The sequence below is a fragment of the Persicitalea jodogahamensis genome (assembly GCF_014651615.1).
Lineage (GTDB): Bacteria > Bacteroidota > Bacteroidia > Cytophagales > Spirosomataceae > Persicitalea > Persicitalea jodogahamensis.
In genome coordinates this window covers 481,125-497,131 of the sequence record NZ_BMXF01000003.1, presented here as the reverse complement: position 1 = coordinate 497,131, position 16,007 = coordinate 481,125, and the positions used below count along the sequence as shown (strand labels likewise).

General features: G+C 50.3%; 11 protein-coding genes. 8 read left to right on the top strand and 3 right to left on the bottom strand.

Annotation, left to right across the window (positions count from 1 at the left end):
* Nucleotides 1-48: 48 nt before the first annotated feature.
* Nucleotides 49-3,168, bottom strand: coding sequence for a SusC/RagA family TonB-linked outer membrane protein (locus tag IE117_RS17450; protein ID WP_189565761.1), 3,120 nt, complete (start codon nt 3,166-3,168; stop codon nt 49-51).
* Nucleotides 3,169-3,673: 505 nt separating this feature from the next.
* Between IE117_RS17450 and IE117_RS17445 the strand changes: the two genes are divergently transcribed.
* From IE117_RS17445 to IE117_RS17425, 5 genes are all read left to right on the top strand, one after another.
* The gene (locus IE117_RS17445) at nt 3,674-4,399 is read left to right on the top strand and encodes a flavodoxin family protein (RefSeq protein ID WP_189565760.1); all 726 of its coding nucleotides are present in this window, start codon (nt 3,674-3,676) and stop codon (nt 4,397-4,399) included.
* 61 nt (nt 4,400-4,460) lie between these two features.
* The gene (locus IE117_RS17440) at nt 4,461-4,748 is read left to right on the top strand and encodes a hypothetical protein (protein ID WP_189565759.1); all 288 of its coding nucleotides are present in this window, start codon (nt 4,461-4,463) and stop codon (nt 4,746-4,748) included.
* Nucleotides 4,749-4,945: 197 nt separating this feature from the next.
* Nucleotides 4,946-8,788 carry a PVC-type heme-binding CxxCH protein gene (locus IE117_RS17435; protein WP_189565758.1) on the top strand — a complete coding sequence of 1,281 codons (3,843 nt, stop codon included), beginning with the start codon at nt 4,946-4,948 and terminating at the stop codon, nt 8,786-8,788.
* A gap of 28 nt (nt 8,789-8,816) precedes the next feature.
* Nucleotides 8,817-9,707 (top strand): metallophosphoesterase, encoded by an 891-nt coding sequence (locus IE117_RS17430; RefSeq protein ID WP_189565757.1) that lies wholly within the window; start codon nt 8,817-8,819, stop codon nt 9,705-9,707.
* An 85-nt stretch (nt 9,708-9,792) separates the two neighbouring features.
* Nucleotides 9,793-10,557 carry a ThuA domain-containing protein gene (locus tag IE117_RS17425; protein WP_189565756.1) on the top strand — a complete coding sequence of 255 codons (765 nt, stop codon included), beginning with the start codon at nt 9,793-9,795 and terminating at the stop codon, nt 10,555-10,557.
* 3 nt (nt 10,558-10,560) lie between these two features.
* Here IE117_RS17425 and IE117_RS17420 read toward each other — a convergent pair whose 3' ends face one another.
* A complete protein-coding gene (locus IE117_RS17420) occupies nt 10,561-11,403 on the bottom strand; it encodes a TlpA family protein disulfide reductase (RefSeq protein WP_189565755.1) in 843 nt (280 codons plus the stop codon).
* Nucleotides 11,404-11,551: 148 nt separating this feature from the next.
* On the opposite strand from IE117_RS17420, the gene IE117_RS17415 reads away from it, so the two are divergent.
* Nucleotides 11,552-12,055: a YdeI/OmpD-associated family protein gene (locus IE117_RS17415; protein WP_189565754.1), complete on the top strand. Its 504-nt coding sequence runs from the start codon at nt 11,552-11,554 to the stop codon at nt 12,053-12,055.
* Here the strand turns inward: IE117_RS17415 and IE117_RS17410 are convergent, their stop codons facing one another.
* Nucleotides 12,056-12,610, bottom strand: a complete 555-nt coding sequence (locus IE117_RS17410; RefSeq protein ID WP_189565753.1) for a hypothetical protein — start codon at nt 12,608-12,610, stop codon at nt 12,056-12,058.
* Nucleotides 12,611-12,810: 200 nt separating this feature from the next.
* Here IE117_RS17410 and htpG point away from each other — a divergent pair, with 200 nt between their 5' ends.
* Both htpG and IE117_RS17400 read left to right on the top strand, forming a co-directional pair.
* Nucleotides 12,811-14,640 carry a molecular chaperone HtpG gene (gene htpG / locus IE117_RS17405; protein ID WP_189565752.1) on the top strand — a complete coding sequence of 610 codons (1,830 nt, stop codon included), beginning with the start codon at nt 12,811-12,813 and terminating at the stop codon, nt 14,638-14,640.
* Nucleotides 14,641-15,193: 553 nt separating this feature from the next.
* Nucleotides 15,194-15,970 carry a hypothetical protein gene (locus tag IE117_RS17400; RefSeq protein WP_189565751.1) on the top strand — a complete coding sequence of 259 codons (777 nt, stop codon included), beginning with the start codon at nt 15,194-15,196 and terminating at the stop codon, nt 15,968-15,970.
* Nucleotides 15,971-16,007: the final 37 nt, after the last annotated feature.

Sequence of the window (16,007 nt, the reverse complement as noted above, 5' to 3'; positions counted from 1 at the left end):
TTTTTGAAGTACCTGGTACTTTATTCTGATTTTGGCTTTGCCGCTTTTTTAAAGCTTGAAACTAACATTGAACCCTACTGACTTTGTCGTAGGAATCTGCCCGTTTTCGATGCCTTGCAGGTTACCATCGTTATAGTAGCTCGTCTCGGGATCGATATGCGGTACGTTGCTGTGCAAAATCGCCAGGTTGCGTCCCACGACCGATAGCGCCAGATCCCGGAATGGCAATTTCTTCACCAGTTTGCCGGAAATCATGTAGGTGAATTTCACCTCCCTCAATTTCACGTAACTACCATCGAAAATCGTCGTTTCGTTGTTGGTCAGGCCATAATAGCTGTGGTGCCAGGCCTCGGACGAAATATTGGTCGTATTGGGCACATAGTTGGGACTTTCGGCCGTGCCAGTGTTCACTACCCCCTCGCCAACAATGCCGTCTTCCCGACCAACGGTCGTTTCGGCAAGTACACCCGTGAAACGGCCAATATTGATAGACTGCGAGAAGATGTCTCCACCTTGTTTCATATCAATTAGCGAGCTGAGCGAGAAGCGCTTGTAGCTGAATGTATTCTGAATACCACCAATCCACTTCGGTGTAAAATTGCCCAGAATGCGGCGAACCGGATTGATTTGCGGCAGTCCGGCACTGTTATAGACGATGTTGCCGGATGGGTCACGCAGGAAGCCCTGACCAAAGAAAGTACCGTAGGGTTGCCCTACGCGGGCCTCCACTGCCATCCCCCGAATGTTGGTTGTGCCATTCAACTGGTAGACGTCCAGCCCCTCTGCCAATTCCACTACTTTGTTGCGGTTCTGCGCCCAGTTGAGATTAATGTCCCAGCTGAAATCTCCCGCAACGATCGGCGTAGCGCGCAACTGAACCTCGATGCCCTTGTTCTGAAGCCGCCCGGCGTTCAACAGCTTCGACGTAAATCCGGTGGCGTTCGAAATATTGACATTCAGGATCTGGTTGTAAGAATCTTGCTTATAGTACGTCACGTCCAGCCCTACGCGATTTTTCCAGAGACGCAGTTCAGCGCCCACCTCGAACGAATTGGTCAGCTCGGGCTTCAGATTGGCATTCAGGAGCGTGTTGCTCTCGGCCAGCGTGGGGGTACTTCCCCAGGCACTTTTGTAGTCGTAGGTTTGCGCCGTCCGGTAAGGGTCGGTATCGTTACCGACGCGGGCCGCACCCGCACGAAGTTTGGCAAAGGAAAGTACATTCGATTCGACCTGGAAAATGTCGGTAAGTACCGCGCTCACCGAAGCCGAAGGATAGAAATACGAATTATTGCCGGCGGGTAGGGTACTCGACCAGTCGTTCCGTGCCGTCAAATCCGCAAAAATGTAGTTTCTAAACCCAATGTTGGCCGAAGCGTAGGCACTGTTCACGATTTTTTCCGAAAACGAATTCTCTACGACTGGCCGCTGCCGGGAGTTGCCCAGGTTCCACACACGGGGAATGGCCAGCTCGGTAGCCCCCATGTAGTTGCGCTGGTAGTAGTTGCGCCGATGGTTGCCGCCGAAATTGGCTGTAATATCGAACTCACCGAATTTGTGCATGGCCGTCAGCAGGAAGTCTGAGTTTGACTCGCGCACGAAAATCTGTTCTTCGTTATAGCTGTCGTAGAGCTTGTTGCCATTGATATTATCCTTCCGGGCTGCACCTTTGGTTTTGCGACGATCTTCGTAGAAATCAGTTCCCGAGCGGGCGGTAAGCGAAAGCCAGTCGGTAAACTTGTAGGTAGCAGCCAGGTTACCGTAGAGTCGGTCGCGTTCGTTGGCTCTGGTGCTGTTATTCAGTACGTAATAGGGATTCGTCCAGTAGTTGTTGTTCCAGTTATTTTGATAAATACTACCCGGTGCGGTGTAGTTCACCAAATCCGCCATATCTACCTGACGGCCAAACCAGATGAAGTACAACCCCCAGTTGGAGCGATTGTCACTGCCGTCGTTCACGTAGTTTCCCGTGGCCCGGATATTCAGTTTCTTAGTCAGATTCCAGCCAGCATTAATTGACACCGTGCGGCGCTTGTAGTCGGTATTTGGCAGAATCCCCTTTTGGTTGAGATCAGTGTAGGAAAGGCGGAAATCGCCGTTTTCATTGCCACCCGTGATGGACACGTTATTGGTCAACGTGCGGCCCGTTTCGAAAAACTGGTTGACGTTATCAGGATGCGCCACCCAGGGAGTCGGTGTGCGGGTACCGTCAGCAGCAATCGGTGAATTGAACTGCGGAATCAACCGACCGTCCAGTTTTGGTCCCCAGCTTTCATCAACACCGTCGTTTACACCTTTGCCCGTGCCGTCTACGAATGAAAAAAGCCCTTTGGCTCCCTGCCCGTACTCGTTCTGCCAGCTAGGTAGTTTCAATGGTGATTCAAAAGTGGTATTCGTATTGAAGGAAACGCCGATCCCCTTACTGCCCTTGCCGCTTTTTGTGGTAACCAGCACCACGCCATTGGCACCGCGCGAGCCATAAAGGGCCGCCGCGCTGGGGCCTTTCAGCACGCTGATGTTTTCAATGTCATCCGGGTTGAGGGAAGCTGCGCCGTTGCCATAGTCTACGCCCGTTCCGGAGCCGTAGTTGCCGTTGTCAATCGGCATGCCATCCACTACGAACAGCGGTTGGTTGTTGCTGCCTATGGAACTGGAACCCCGGATAATCATCCGCGACGAAGCGCCCGGTGCACCATTGGAGCCCGTGACCTGTACCCCGGCGATTTTTCCGGTGAGGGCATTCACGATATTGGTTTCGCGGGCCTGGGTCAGTTGCGTACCTTGTATTTCCTGCACCGAATAGCCCAGCGCCTTTTTCTCCCGGGAAATACCCAAAGCAGTTACGACGATTTCGCTGAGTTGCGCGGCATCATCCGCTAGCGTGATTTCCAGCGTTTTCTTTCCCGCGACGGGGATCTCCTGCGAAACGTATCCGATAAAAGATACGACGAGCGTCGAATTGGGCGAAACCATCAATGTAAAATCTCCATCGGAATTGGCACTGGTCCCACGGTTGGTGCCTTTAATCAGCACACTGGCGCCCGGTAGTCCGGCACCATCCGTTTTCGAAACAATCTTACCCGAAAGGGAATAATCCTGAGACTGCGCATGGGACGTTGCTATAAGTAATACGCCCGCCAGCAGGTAAATGAATGCAAACGTTTTTTTCATAAAAATGTAGTTTTAAAAATTGTATAATTAGAAGTTTCTTTAAAACACAAAATTCATTTCATTGCCCTTAAATAGTGATAAGTACCTACAATATTCATATTTCTGGGACTTTGTTTCATTTGGCTGAATGCCTACATTTCATAATTTTATTTCAATGTTATGCATTTGTTAATTATTAAGTATCGCAAAGCATGAAAATTTTAAAATATATTTTTCAAAGCGTGAAAATTTATTTTATAAAACACATTAAATATAATTTTTCCAATTTCCAATATTAGAAACATGGATTTATACTCTCCGATTTTTCATGAATAATTATCCCACGCCAGCATCAAGTTTTGACCTACCGGGGTGACCAGCCCCCAAGTGACTTAATCTGAGTAAGCCTTTACGAAGTGACTTATAGTCAAAAATAGCTATGAGCTGGTGTGCCTATTTTCGTATAAAAGATACAATCGCTATCTTGGAGAAATCTGAGATTTACACCAGACCCGAAACACCAACCATGTCTGAGTCCAAAGCGCCCAATTTTTCCGGGCTGAAAGCATTGTATATCAATTGTACCCTCAAAAAATCCCCCCGGCAAAGTCACACCGCCGGTCTGATGGAAGTATCGCGCCACATCATGGATGCGGAGGGTGTCGGCACTGAGCTGCTCCGGCTTGTGGACTACGACATAGCCCCCGGTGTGCAGCCCGACATGACCGAAGTGGAAGACTCGGGAATCGAGACCGATGACTGGCCGAAAATCTATGAGAAAGTAAAGGCCGCCGATATTCTGGTAATCGGCACGCCGATATGGTTAGGTGAAAGATCCTCGGTGGCAACGCAACTCATTGAGCGGCTATACGCCATGAGCGCAATGCGTAACGATAAGGGACAATACGTGTATTATGGCAAAGTAGGTGGCTGTGTCATCACGGGCAATGAAGACGGCATTAAGCATTGCGCGATGGGGGTACTTTATGCCATGCAGCATGTCGGATACAGCATCCCACCTCAGGCCGACTGTGGCTGGATCGGTGAAGTGGGACCAGGGCCAAGCTATCTTGACCAAAAGGCCCATGCCCTTGACAACAGTTTCACCAATCGTAATACAACGTTTATGACCTATAATCTGCTCCATCTTGCCAGGATGCTGAAAGAAAATGGTGGCTATCCTACCTATGGCAACTCTGTAAAAGACTGGGAAGAGGGAGAACGCTGGGAATTTAAACAGGTAAATAAATAGAGGGCATGGTTTTTTCGCGAACGTTGTTTCAAACGATTTTCAACCACCAACCTTAACTGCTATGATTTACGACCAGAATTCCAATATACCCGCACCCGGCGTACCGACGCCCGGAGGTGTGCCGACGCCCGACATAACGCCGCCGGTCGGCCCGCCCGAGACGCCTGCCCAGCCCAACCTACCCGATACGCCACAGCCCGTCGTGCCGGATGAGAACCCTATAACAAATCCGCCTTCCGAAACGCCCGACCTCGATCCGGCTCCCGAGCGCGACCCGGTTGATCCGGGTATTCCTGAACTTGACCCCGATCCTATCCCGGGCACAGATCCTGTGTATCCGATGAAATAGAGAACGGCCAATGGAAACCAACCATTGGCCGTTTTTCAGTACAATCTCCTAGATCGACCTTTGCTAAATGCGTGCTCAATGGCTCCTACCCGAGTTTTTCCAAAAAGTTCACACCTCGCAGTGAATCAAGTCGAAGTCAACTAATAGCGGGTAAATAGCTCTATCAGAATACTTTTATTCACAAAAGTACCTCTGCTATGCGCTTACTTGTCCTCCTTGCCTTCCTCTTGACCGCAACCGGCTATTTCCTTGATTTTTCCGGTTCTGAAACGCCAATCGTTCTTGCCCCATCTGAAACGATGCTTACAATCCGGCAGGATGAGGCGGCGGGTACAATCGGAATCTTTCGTCAGGGCGAAGCCAAGCCCATCGTCACCCAGGTTGCCAGGGCCGACTTCCGGCCCTACCTCCACCCCATCATCGCGCCGGATGGCAAAGGGCTGCTTACAGAATACAGCCCCGGCCACCACAAGCACCAGACCGGGCTATACTGGGGCTTCACCCGCGTGAATGGCCGCGACTATTTTCACCATCCCACCGATGGCTACTGGCGTCGAGTATCGGCCAAAGTACTGGAAGGCAAAGGCGAGGAAGTGAAATGGCAGACCGTGTATGACCTTCTGGACTCGACTGGACATGCCACGCTCACTGAAACCCAAACCTGGACGATGCGCGAGGAGGATGGCAAGTACTTCCTGGATTTGACCTGGAATGGCGAAGCTAAAACCGACGTGACCATCGGAAAATACGACTACGGCGGGCTCTTTCTGCGGATGCCGTGGAAGGATGGCATCAAAGGCGAGGTAGTTAATGCCGCCCGGCAGCGCAACGAGAAAGCCGAAGGCCAGCGTGCGATGTGGGTGGATGCCGGTATGCAGGTGGAAGGCCGTAAGGATCTGGCTCACGTCGCTATTTTCGATCATCCTTCCAATAAAGGATATCCGCAGCCCTGGCGGGTGGACGGCCAACTCGGCATCGGTCCGGCCCGCGCCCGTAGTGGCGATTGGACGATCAAAAAAGGCGAAACCGAGACAATCCGTCACGGGATTGTGGTCTATACCGGCGAGCTCAACGATGTAGAGCTGACCCGGCACTGGGAAAAATTCACGGGTAAGGCAGGTACTTACTCCACCGCCGACCTTTGGAACCTGGCCCGGCAGGAAGGCCGCGACGCTAAGTTTCTGAGTCCCGACGAAGCTGTGGTAGCCATGACCATCAAGGACGGGTTTCAGGTGAACGCCTGGGCGGGCGAGCCGATGGTGACGCAGCCGATGGCATTCTGCTGGGATGATCGGGGCCGACTGTGGGTGGCCGAAAACCGGGATTACGAAAATCGAGGCAAGGGCTTTTCCAATGACGGGAACAGCCGCATCGTCATTCTGGAAGACACCGACCGCGATGGCAAAGCCGATTCTCGCAAAGTTTTTATGGAAGGCATTGCTTTCCCGGCAGCCCTGGCCGTGGGTTTCGATGGGGTGTTCGTGGGCGCGCCGCCCAATTTGCTCTTCGTGCCCGACAAAAACCACGACGATAAGGCCGAAGTGGAGGATATCGAGGTACGGCTCACGGGCTGGGGCATCCGTGACCGCCACGAAACCCTGAATAGCTTTCACTGGGGACCCGACGGCTGGCTCTACGGTTTGCAGGGCTTCGCCACGCCGTCCAAAATCAGGAAACCCAACGGCAAAGGGCGCATTTACCGCCACAATGACCCATTTCCCGAAAATATCCTGGAAGGGGAAGGCACCGACATCAACGGCGGCGTATGGCGCTACCATCCCACCAAAGAGAAATTCGAGGTAGTTGCGCACGGGTTCAGCAATCCCTGGGGCATCGACTTCGACGCCAGGGGGCAAATGTTCATCTCGGCTTGCGTGATTCCGCATTTGTGGCACGTCATCCCCGGCGGAATTTATCACCGACAGGGCGGGCAGCACTTTAACCCTTACATTTATGACGACATCAAAACCATCGCCGACCACCGCCATCGCTCCGCCCACGGCGGGGCACGGATCTATCAGTCAGATGCCTTTCCCGCAGCAGAAAAGGGCAAGATTTTCATGGCTAATATTCATGAACACGCGGTACTTTCGGACGTTTTGGAGCCCAAAGGCTCAGGCTTCGTTGGCCACCACGGCGACGACTTTATGCTGGCCAACAACGCGCAATGGGTTGGATTCAGCCTGGAAGTAGGGCCGGAAGGCGGTCTGTACGTACTCGACTGGCACGATGCCGACATATGTGGCTCCGACGTGCTGAACAAAGAATCGGGACGTATTTTCCGAATTATGCCTAAAACATCCCAAGCTAAGAACTGGCCGGACCGGTATGCGGATTTAGGCAAGATGACCGACGCCCAGCTCGTAGCCCTTCAAACCAGCCCCAGTGAGTGGCATGCCCGCCGGGCACGGGTGATCCTGCAGAATCGGGCCTTCAAGCGTCAGCTTTCCCCAACCGTATACGCTGATCTGAAAAAGATGTTTGAAAACCCGCAGAATTCCGATTGGCGACTAAGGGCCATGTGGACGCTGTACACTACGGGTGGATTCCAAAAGTACGAGATGGTCCGTGCCCTAACAGACAAAGACCCATACATCCGGGCCTGGGCAGTGCAAATGCTGGTGCAGGAGGGAGACTTGCCTTCCGACGCAATACCTCAGTTCACCCGTCTGGCCAGAGAAGACGCCTCGCCCGTTGTTCGGCTCTACCTGGCGTCTGCCCTGCAACATCTTGACTACCACGCGCGGCTATCCATTGCAGAAGGACTGCTACGCCATGGCGAAGACGCCAACGATCATAACCTCCCTAAAATGATCTGGTACGGCCTGGAACCGTTGGTAGCCGCGGGCAAAGGTCTTTCCTACCGTGCGCTGGAAATGGCTACCCGATCCAAAATTCCGATAGTCACGCAGCTTATGGCCCGCCGGGCCGTGGATGCCGACACTACCTCGGCACTCTCGTCGCTCTTTGTCATTCTGGACCTATCGCCGCCCAACAAGCTACACCTACTCTACGGAATACGGGATGCACTGGAAGGCAGGTACGACATGAAAGCACCAATCGAGTGGAAAAACCTTTATCCTAAACTCATTAAAAACAATGATGCTAGTGCTCAGGTAGCTCGGGAAATTAACCAACACTTCGGCGACACCGAGGCAGCGAAAAATCAGCTGGTAGTTTTGAAAAATCGAAAAGCTCCTGCCGCGGAACGCTCCAAGGCGCTGCAAGCCCTGAGTCGGCGCCAACGGCCTGAGCTGGCCGCCGAACTACCCGCCTTATTAAACGAACCGTCACTGCGCCAGGAAGCCATCCGGGCCATTGCCAGTTATGACGACGAACCCCTGGGTAAGTTGCTGCTCGAACGCTACCCTTCGCTCAGTCCAGCGGAGAAAGCCGAAGCCGTCCAGACCTTAGCCTCCCGGCCCAAGTACGGTTGGCTGCTGACCCAGGCGATTGCCAAACAAAGAATACCTAAAAGGGACATTCCGGCCTACATCGCGCGGCAATTACGCCGCGTGGTGGGTAGCGGCTTTGTGGAAGTCTGGGGTCCCATCGACCATGTGGCTTTCGACGAGAAAGCCTATACTAAGTACCGGAATCTACTGACAGACAAAACGCTGGCAACCGCCGATTTGGCAAAGGGAAAACTCATTTTCAAAAGTACCTGCGGTCCCTGCCACACGCTCTACGGCGAAGGTGGCGTCATTGGCCCCGACCTCACGGGCTCCAACCGCACGAATGTGGACTACCTGCTGGGCAACATCCTCGATCCCAGCGGCGAAATTCAGGACGACTACAAAATGGTGGTTGTCACGACCCGCGACGGCCGTACTTACGTGGGCAACGTCGCCAAGGAAACCGACCGTCAACTAACGTTGCGCGTGGTGGGGCAGGATGCCGTGGTACTTAACAAGTCGGACGTCCAGTCGCGGGAGGTAACGCCCACTTCCATGATGCCGACCGGACTTTTGGAGCCACTGTCAGATCAGGAGGTCACGGATTTAGTGGGGTATTTACGGACGCGGGAGAAAATCAAGTAGTTTGTTCAGGAGTTTAACCCGATTAGTCGTGAAATATTTAAAAGTCATCCTGGTGCTTGCCTCCGCACTGGTATTTGCTGCCTGTACCGCCAACAAGCCGATAGTAAGCCTGGGTTTGGTAGCCGATCCTCAATACGCCGATCAGCCCACCGCTGGTAAGCGCTACTACCGCGAGTCGGTCTGGAAGCTGAAAGAGGCAGTCGATACTTTCAATCATTATAAGGTAGATTTTGTACAAACGCTTGGTGATGTAATCGATACGAAATGGGAAAGCTACGATTCGATTCTTCCGGTGTACCGACGCCTGGACCCACACATCGAAAACTACCACTCCTTGGGCAATCACGATTTTTCAATAGACTCGACTCACATGCCCCAGTTGCTGGACCGCTTGTCCATGCCCGCCTTTTACTACTCCTACACCAGGAAAGGCTGGCGTTTCATTGTGTTAGACGCGACTGATTACGCCTTTTTCTCCAACCCTTTCCATAACTACCCGCTCGATGATGTAGATGGCTACTACCAAAGTACCCAGGGCCAACCCAACCATTATGCGTGGAACAGCGCCATTGGGCGAGCCCAGCAGGAATGGCTCAAAAGTGAGTTGGCTTTGGCCGAATCGGCCGGCCAGAAGGTGATTCTTTTTGCCCACATGCCTTTACTACCCGAAGAGGATTCCCACAATTTGTGGAACGGAGAAGAAATTTTGACTATCATCCAGCAAAATCCGAGTGTAGTCGCCTACATCAACGGCCACAACCATGCGGGTAGTTATCACTTTCAAGATGGAGTACATTATGTGACCGTCTTTGGGATGGTCGATACTGAAATAAGTTCTTATGCCATCCTAAATCTTTACAAGAACAGTATTGAACTAAAAGGTTTCGGCAACCAGAGAAGTTTCAGGCTGAAAATGTAGGTCTTGCTTTCTACATAATTGATTCATATTCAATTATGTATTCTAAACAACCGCACTCATAATTTTTACTAAGTTCCCCTATCCCATGATTTTGAAGAAAACGCTAATCACTTTCGCCTTTGTGGCACTTACCTCTGTGCACCTGATGGCCCAGGAAATCCTGATGGTCGCCGACGAATTTCCCGCGATGGAGGTACTTGCCAAATCTTTAAAACAAATGGAAGGCCTCTCTTCCCAGATTATTTCTCAGAAAGAATTGCCAAACGATTTGTCAGGTTTCCAGGCGGTGGTGGTATACATTCACAAAGATCTGGATGCGGGGCCCGAGGAGGCTTTCATACAATACGCCAAAGCCGGTGGAAAACTCATCTTGCTGCACCACACCATCAGTTCAGGCAAAAGGAAGAATAAGGATTGGTTTTCGTTCCTGGGCCTGGAACTACCCCTGGCGAACCAGACGGCCCCCGCTTACAAGTACATCGACGATATGAATATGGACATCGTCAACCTGGCCCCCAGCCACTTCATCACTACACACAAGGTAGTTTATCCCAAAAAAATCAAGTACCAGCCGGAAGGTACTTCAAAGCCCAAAAAACTTGCCGGCTTCAATTTTCCCAAAACCGAAGTCTACATGAATCATCACCTGGTAACTCCCCGCACGCTTTTGCTCGGTTTCAAATTCACGGATCCGGAGGGCAGGGAATGGACGCAGGACCGGTCGGCATGGTGCATGAACACCGGAAAAGGCTGGGTATTTTATAGCCAGGCCGGACACTATGCGCAGGATTTCGAAGACCCTACCTACGCACGGATTCTGGCGAATGCAGTAGTTTACAATCCCGAGTAGACGCTAGTATAAAGCAGCTTTTTCCGTTTCTTTTCTGAGGGCAGGGATCAAATCGTTTGCATGGTTAACGACTTTTACGATTTTTCCCTCTTTGTTGATCAAGAGGTGCGTAGGATACATCTTGATCGACAACTCCTTCTCCATGAATATAGCCTGATCCGATACCGTGGCATATTTGAAGGGCTTCTTTGTCAAAAATGATTCCAGTTGCGGTTTGGTGTCGGATGCCAAACTTACGAATTGAATGTCGGGATTTGCCCGGTATTCATCCACAAGCAGATTCAACTCCGGAAACTCTTTCACGCACGCCACACAGCCAATGAACCAGCATTTCAATACCAGTACTTTCCCTTTGGTCGAATTATTGTCGTACACGTTCCCCTCTAAATCCGTGAAGCTGAACGCTGGCATTTGTTCCCCTTCCCAACTCAGGTTTTTCAATTCGATGGAAGCCAGGTTTTTGATTGTCCGTTGCACACTGGGATCGTTACGGAATGATTTGTACAGGGTATAAACTGGTACCCCAGCCTTCACTTTCGTTTTGAGCGCGATGTAGTTTCCGGTGGCTAATTTTGTTAGAAAATCCTGTTTCGATAATTGGGTCGAATCCGTGTCGAGTGCCGTAAAATCCTGGGCTAGATGAATGGTTCGGTAGTGGTAGCCATACCAGGTCAAATAATCCTTCAAAAGGGCTTCCGCATCTACTTTAAAGTTCTGATCTGGCAAGGCCGGAACACCTTCTACCGTTCTCATTTCTTCCTGATGGTTTTCAGCTTGTTCATTTTGTTGGCAGGACCACAAAATCGACAGCACACCCAACACCAGAGAAACAGGTACTATTTTCATGATCAGGAAGATAAGAGTATGGAGTAAAGATATATATTTCTTCACTTTGTGCTGTTGCGAAATGATGAAAAATCTTTGTAGTTTCATGCTGTTTCCAAACCCCCCAGCCCCTCCCCGGTGTGGCTGGCCCGCCAAGCTGACCTAAACAATGATTTCATTTGAAGCCACTCTGCAGAAGTTTGAAGAAAAAGGCGAGAAGTCTGGCTGGATATTTATTGCAATACCCGTAAACGTGACCGAATCCCTTAATCCCGGTATAAAAACCTCCTTCCGGGTAAAGGGAAAAGTCGATGACCTTGGTATAATACAAACGGCCCTGATTCCGATGGGGGATGGTACCTTTATCCTGCCGACCAACGCCGGGATGCGTCGTTCCATTCGTAAACGCGAAGGGGCCAGGGTAAAATTGGCGTTTGAGCTCGACGACTCCCCAATACCAGTATCGGAAGATTTGGTTATATGCCTGGAAGACGAACCAGCCGCCCTGGAATTTTTCAATTCCCTGCCCAAAGGCCACCAGAACTACTTTTCCAAATGGGTTGAGAGTGCCAAAACTTCCGAAACCAAAGTCAAAAGAATAACCCAGGCCGTGCGGGGACTCGCGATGGGCCTGGGTTATGGCGAAACGATAAGGTACTTCAGAAAGCAGTGACTACTGCCCTCCCCCAACGCGACGGCCTTTTTGCGTCTCGTTCTGACGGTTGACCTGATTCAGTAAATCTTTGCTGACGAACAACCGGGAGCCGGTACCTGCCGGAATATCGAATACATTTCCGTTATAGCTGAATTTGTTCCCGTCCATCGTCTCGATGTAGTATTGATTGCCCTGCAGAATGAAGTGCATTCCCTGCTTGTCTTTCTGGGTATCGTCAAAAGAAACATTGATCGAACCCGCTGTGCTGCTCATCACCACTCCCGGCGTGAAAGGCCGCACGTTGATCGTCTGTACGGTCTTACCGTTCTGAATGCTGATCTGCCCCTCGGCGTCTACGCTGATGTCGTTGGCGTTAGTGCCCTGCCGCTTAATCGTAATGGGCTTATCGTTATAGAACTGCACCTTGGCCAGCGGTATACCCGCACTTTCCAAAGTACCACGCAAATCCTCGGTAAAGACGGTGAAGTTGGTGAAGGGAACGGTACTGGGAGCGCAGGCTGACAGACAGACCGCAAACAAAATGACTAATAAAGGGGCTTTGGCTAATTTCATTTTTTTCGAAAAAATTTTGGATAGTGCAATATTACTTAAAATGCGTCTCACATACCAACCGCTGGCTCATCGGAAAGCGTAGGCGCTGTCAATCTGTCAGCGAAGACGATTTTTTTGGTATTGGAACGCAATTTTCGGATGGCTAGTATCAGCAAGAAATTCATTTCCCAAAACAAAAACCAAGCAATTCAAAAAACAATATGGAAGCAGTAGCACAAGAAAAGGGGACACTCAGTATTCATACCGAGAATATTTTCCCGATTATCAAGAAATTCCTCTACTCCGACCACGAGATATTTTTGCGGGAATTGGTATCCAACGCCGTCGATGCCACCCAAAAGGTGAAGCAGTTGAGTTCTTACGGTGAGTTCAACGGCGAGTTGGGCGACCTGAAAGTGACCGTTAAACTCGATAAGGAAGCCAAGACGATCACCGTAAGCGACCGGGGCATCGGCATGACAGCCGAAGAAATCAAAAAATACATCAACCAGATCGCGTTCTCCGGGGCTACCGAATTTGTCGAGAAATACAAAGACAAAGAAGGAGGCAAGGAAAACATCATCGGCCATTTTGGCCTGGGTTTCTACTCCGCCTACATGGTGGCGTCTAACGTTGAAATCGTAACGCGGTCTTACAAAGAAGATGCTGAGGCGGTTCGCTGGGAATGCGATGGCTCCACCGAATTCGAAATCGGACCGGCAGAACGGGAACATCGTGGCACTGACATCATCCTCCACATTGCGGCCGATTCAGAAGAGTTTCTGAATGAACACCGCCTGAGCGAAATTTTGGAGAAATATGGCAAATTCCTTCCCGTCGAGATTGAGTTTGAGGATAAGGTAATCAACAACCCCAATCCGATCTGGACGAAGAATCCGGCCGATTTGACCGACGAGGACTACCTCGCTTTCTACAAAGAGCTTTATCCGTACAGCGAAGACCCGCTCTTCTGGATTCACCTGAACGTCGATTACCCATTCAACCTGACGGGGGTACTTTACTTCCCGAAATTGAAGAACGATTTCCAGATGCAGCGCGAGAAAATCAAGCTGTACAGCCGCCAGGTATTCATTACCGACGAGGTAAAGGACATCGTCCCGGACTTCCTGCAACTGCTGCACGGTGTCATCGACTCACCCGATATTCCGCTGAACGTGTCGCGAAGCTACCTTCAGGCCGATAGCAACGTGAAGAAAATCAACGGCTACATTACCCGCAAAGTAGCTGATAAGCTGTCTGAAATTTTCAAAAATGACCGCGAAGGCTTCGAGAAGAAATTCGACGACATCGGGCTGTTCGTGAAGTACGGCGTCATCAGTGATGACAAGTTTTACGATAAAGCCAAGGATTTTTGCCTGTTGAAAAATACCGAAGGCAAGTACTTCACTTTCGATGAGTACCGCGAGTCTGTCAAAGACAACCAAACCGACAAAAACGACACCCAGATCTGGCTTTACACCAATGATCCCGAAAAGCAGGATGCTTTCGTGGATACCGCCAAGAAACGCAGCTACGACGTGCTGGTGATGGATACCGTCATTGATCCGCACTTTATTGGTGTTCTGGAACAGAAACTCGAAAAGGTAAACATCAAACGCGTGGATGCCGATCCGGTGGACAAGCTGATCGAGAAGGACGTCGCGCTGGAAAGCGTGCTTTCCGACGAGCAGAAAGAGAAGGCAAAAACATTGTACGAAGGCCTGATCGGCTCCAAAATGGCCACCGTGCAGGTAGAGGCGATGCCGACCGACGAACTACCCGTCGTGATTACTTTCCCCGAGTTCATGCGCCGCATGACGGATATGCAGGCCACCTCGGGACAACCCTCGATGTTTGGCAACATGCCGATGATGTACACCGTTTCGGTCAATGCCAATCACCCGCTAACGCAGAAAATTCTGGACACGGAAGATGAGGCACAGCAAAAGACGCTGGCCAAGCAAGCTTACGACCTCGCGCTGCTGGCACAGGGAATGCTGAGTGGCAAGGCGCTGACTACCTTTGTGCAGCGGACGGTGGAGGGCTTGTAACATCAGTGAGTTATAGCATTTATTAAAAAGGAGTGCGATGATTATATCGCACTCCTTTTTTTATATTATTTCTTGGCATATTACTTAACTGTTTGAGAAACAGTTAAGTAATATGCCAAGAAATAAAAGATCAAGTAACTTGACTTTGAAATCTATTATTAGTACTATTGTCTTAATAAATATCTCATCCTAAACTCTTTAACCTCATGGGAGACATAGTAAAAAAGAATATTGCAGCTTTCACTTTACTATTAATGTGCGTACTTGCTACAAACCCGACAAGGTCGCAAGGACCTGACGGATTCATGTGTTGATGCTGCATGGATGGTCATTTTGGCGGCTTTTATAGCACGTACTGTTATTGTATGGCTTGCGTGCCACCTGCAGTTCCACCTGGCACAGCTGCCAGAGATGACTATTGGATGGGAAATCATATTAGTGGCCCTCATTGGATGACTGCCTCCAATGCTTACTACTTCTGCCAGCTTTGCTAAGCCAGTCGTCCAAAAACCTTCAAAGATTAATTAATCTCATCGTCTAATATTTCCAAATCATGAAACGAATCATAATCTTTCCGCTCTTGCTCGCATCAGTATTTTGTCTGTTTAGATGCAATCCCCCAAGCGATGGTGCATCTAACACAGCAAGCCCGAACTACGAGAAAGCGGCGCGCTTGGCAAATGCTTCATCTTACGATCCGCAATTTGAATTTCAGAATATCAATATTTCTACGAGCTATAATCTGCCTGGAGAAAGCCTTGACTTACCCGTAGAAGTATTCCAAGATAGGGTGATAAAACGCAAAGAATTTGTTGCTAAAAGTGGCCTCCCCCTCCTCGATCCTTTCCATCCGATTTCTCCTGAGGGTAGCGACTGGAAAAAGGCAGATAGGCAGTACCGTCAGTTTCTGATTGCCCAACAAGGTCACCAATACCTGCCCGTTTTTCGCCGTGTAGGCAGCACGACGATCCTAAAAGACTTTGCTCTACTTGCCGACAACAGCGAGGAAGGCAAACAGGCAATCGCCTTTTATACTAATGAGCTTTTCGAGTCGGGTGGACACACCACAGCGCCGCTGGTGTATTATTGCCTGGAAGCACTGGAAGGTACCTGGGGCGACGATAAAATAAAAGAATACGCACAGCAAGCAATTTCAGCAAGCACTCAAAATCCTGAACTGGCCCAGATGCGCGATATGCCAGAACGTATGGAGCGGGAAAAATCCACCGCAACCACCGAGGAGATCAAACAAGTGGAGCCCATGATGGCGAAATTGGCAGAAATTGTGGCTGAGCAGGACGAATACGTACAAAAACTACGTAATATTTGAACAGCTAAATTTATAGTCAGAACCTTCGGAATTTTGC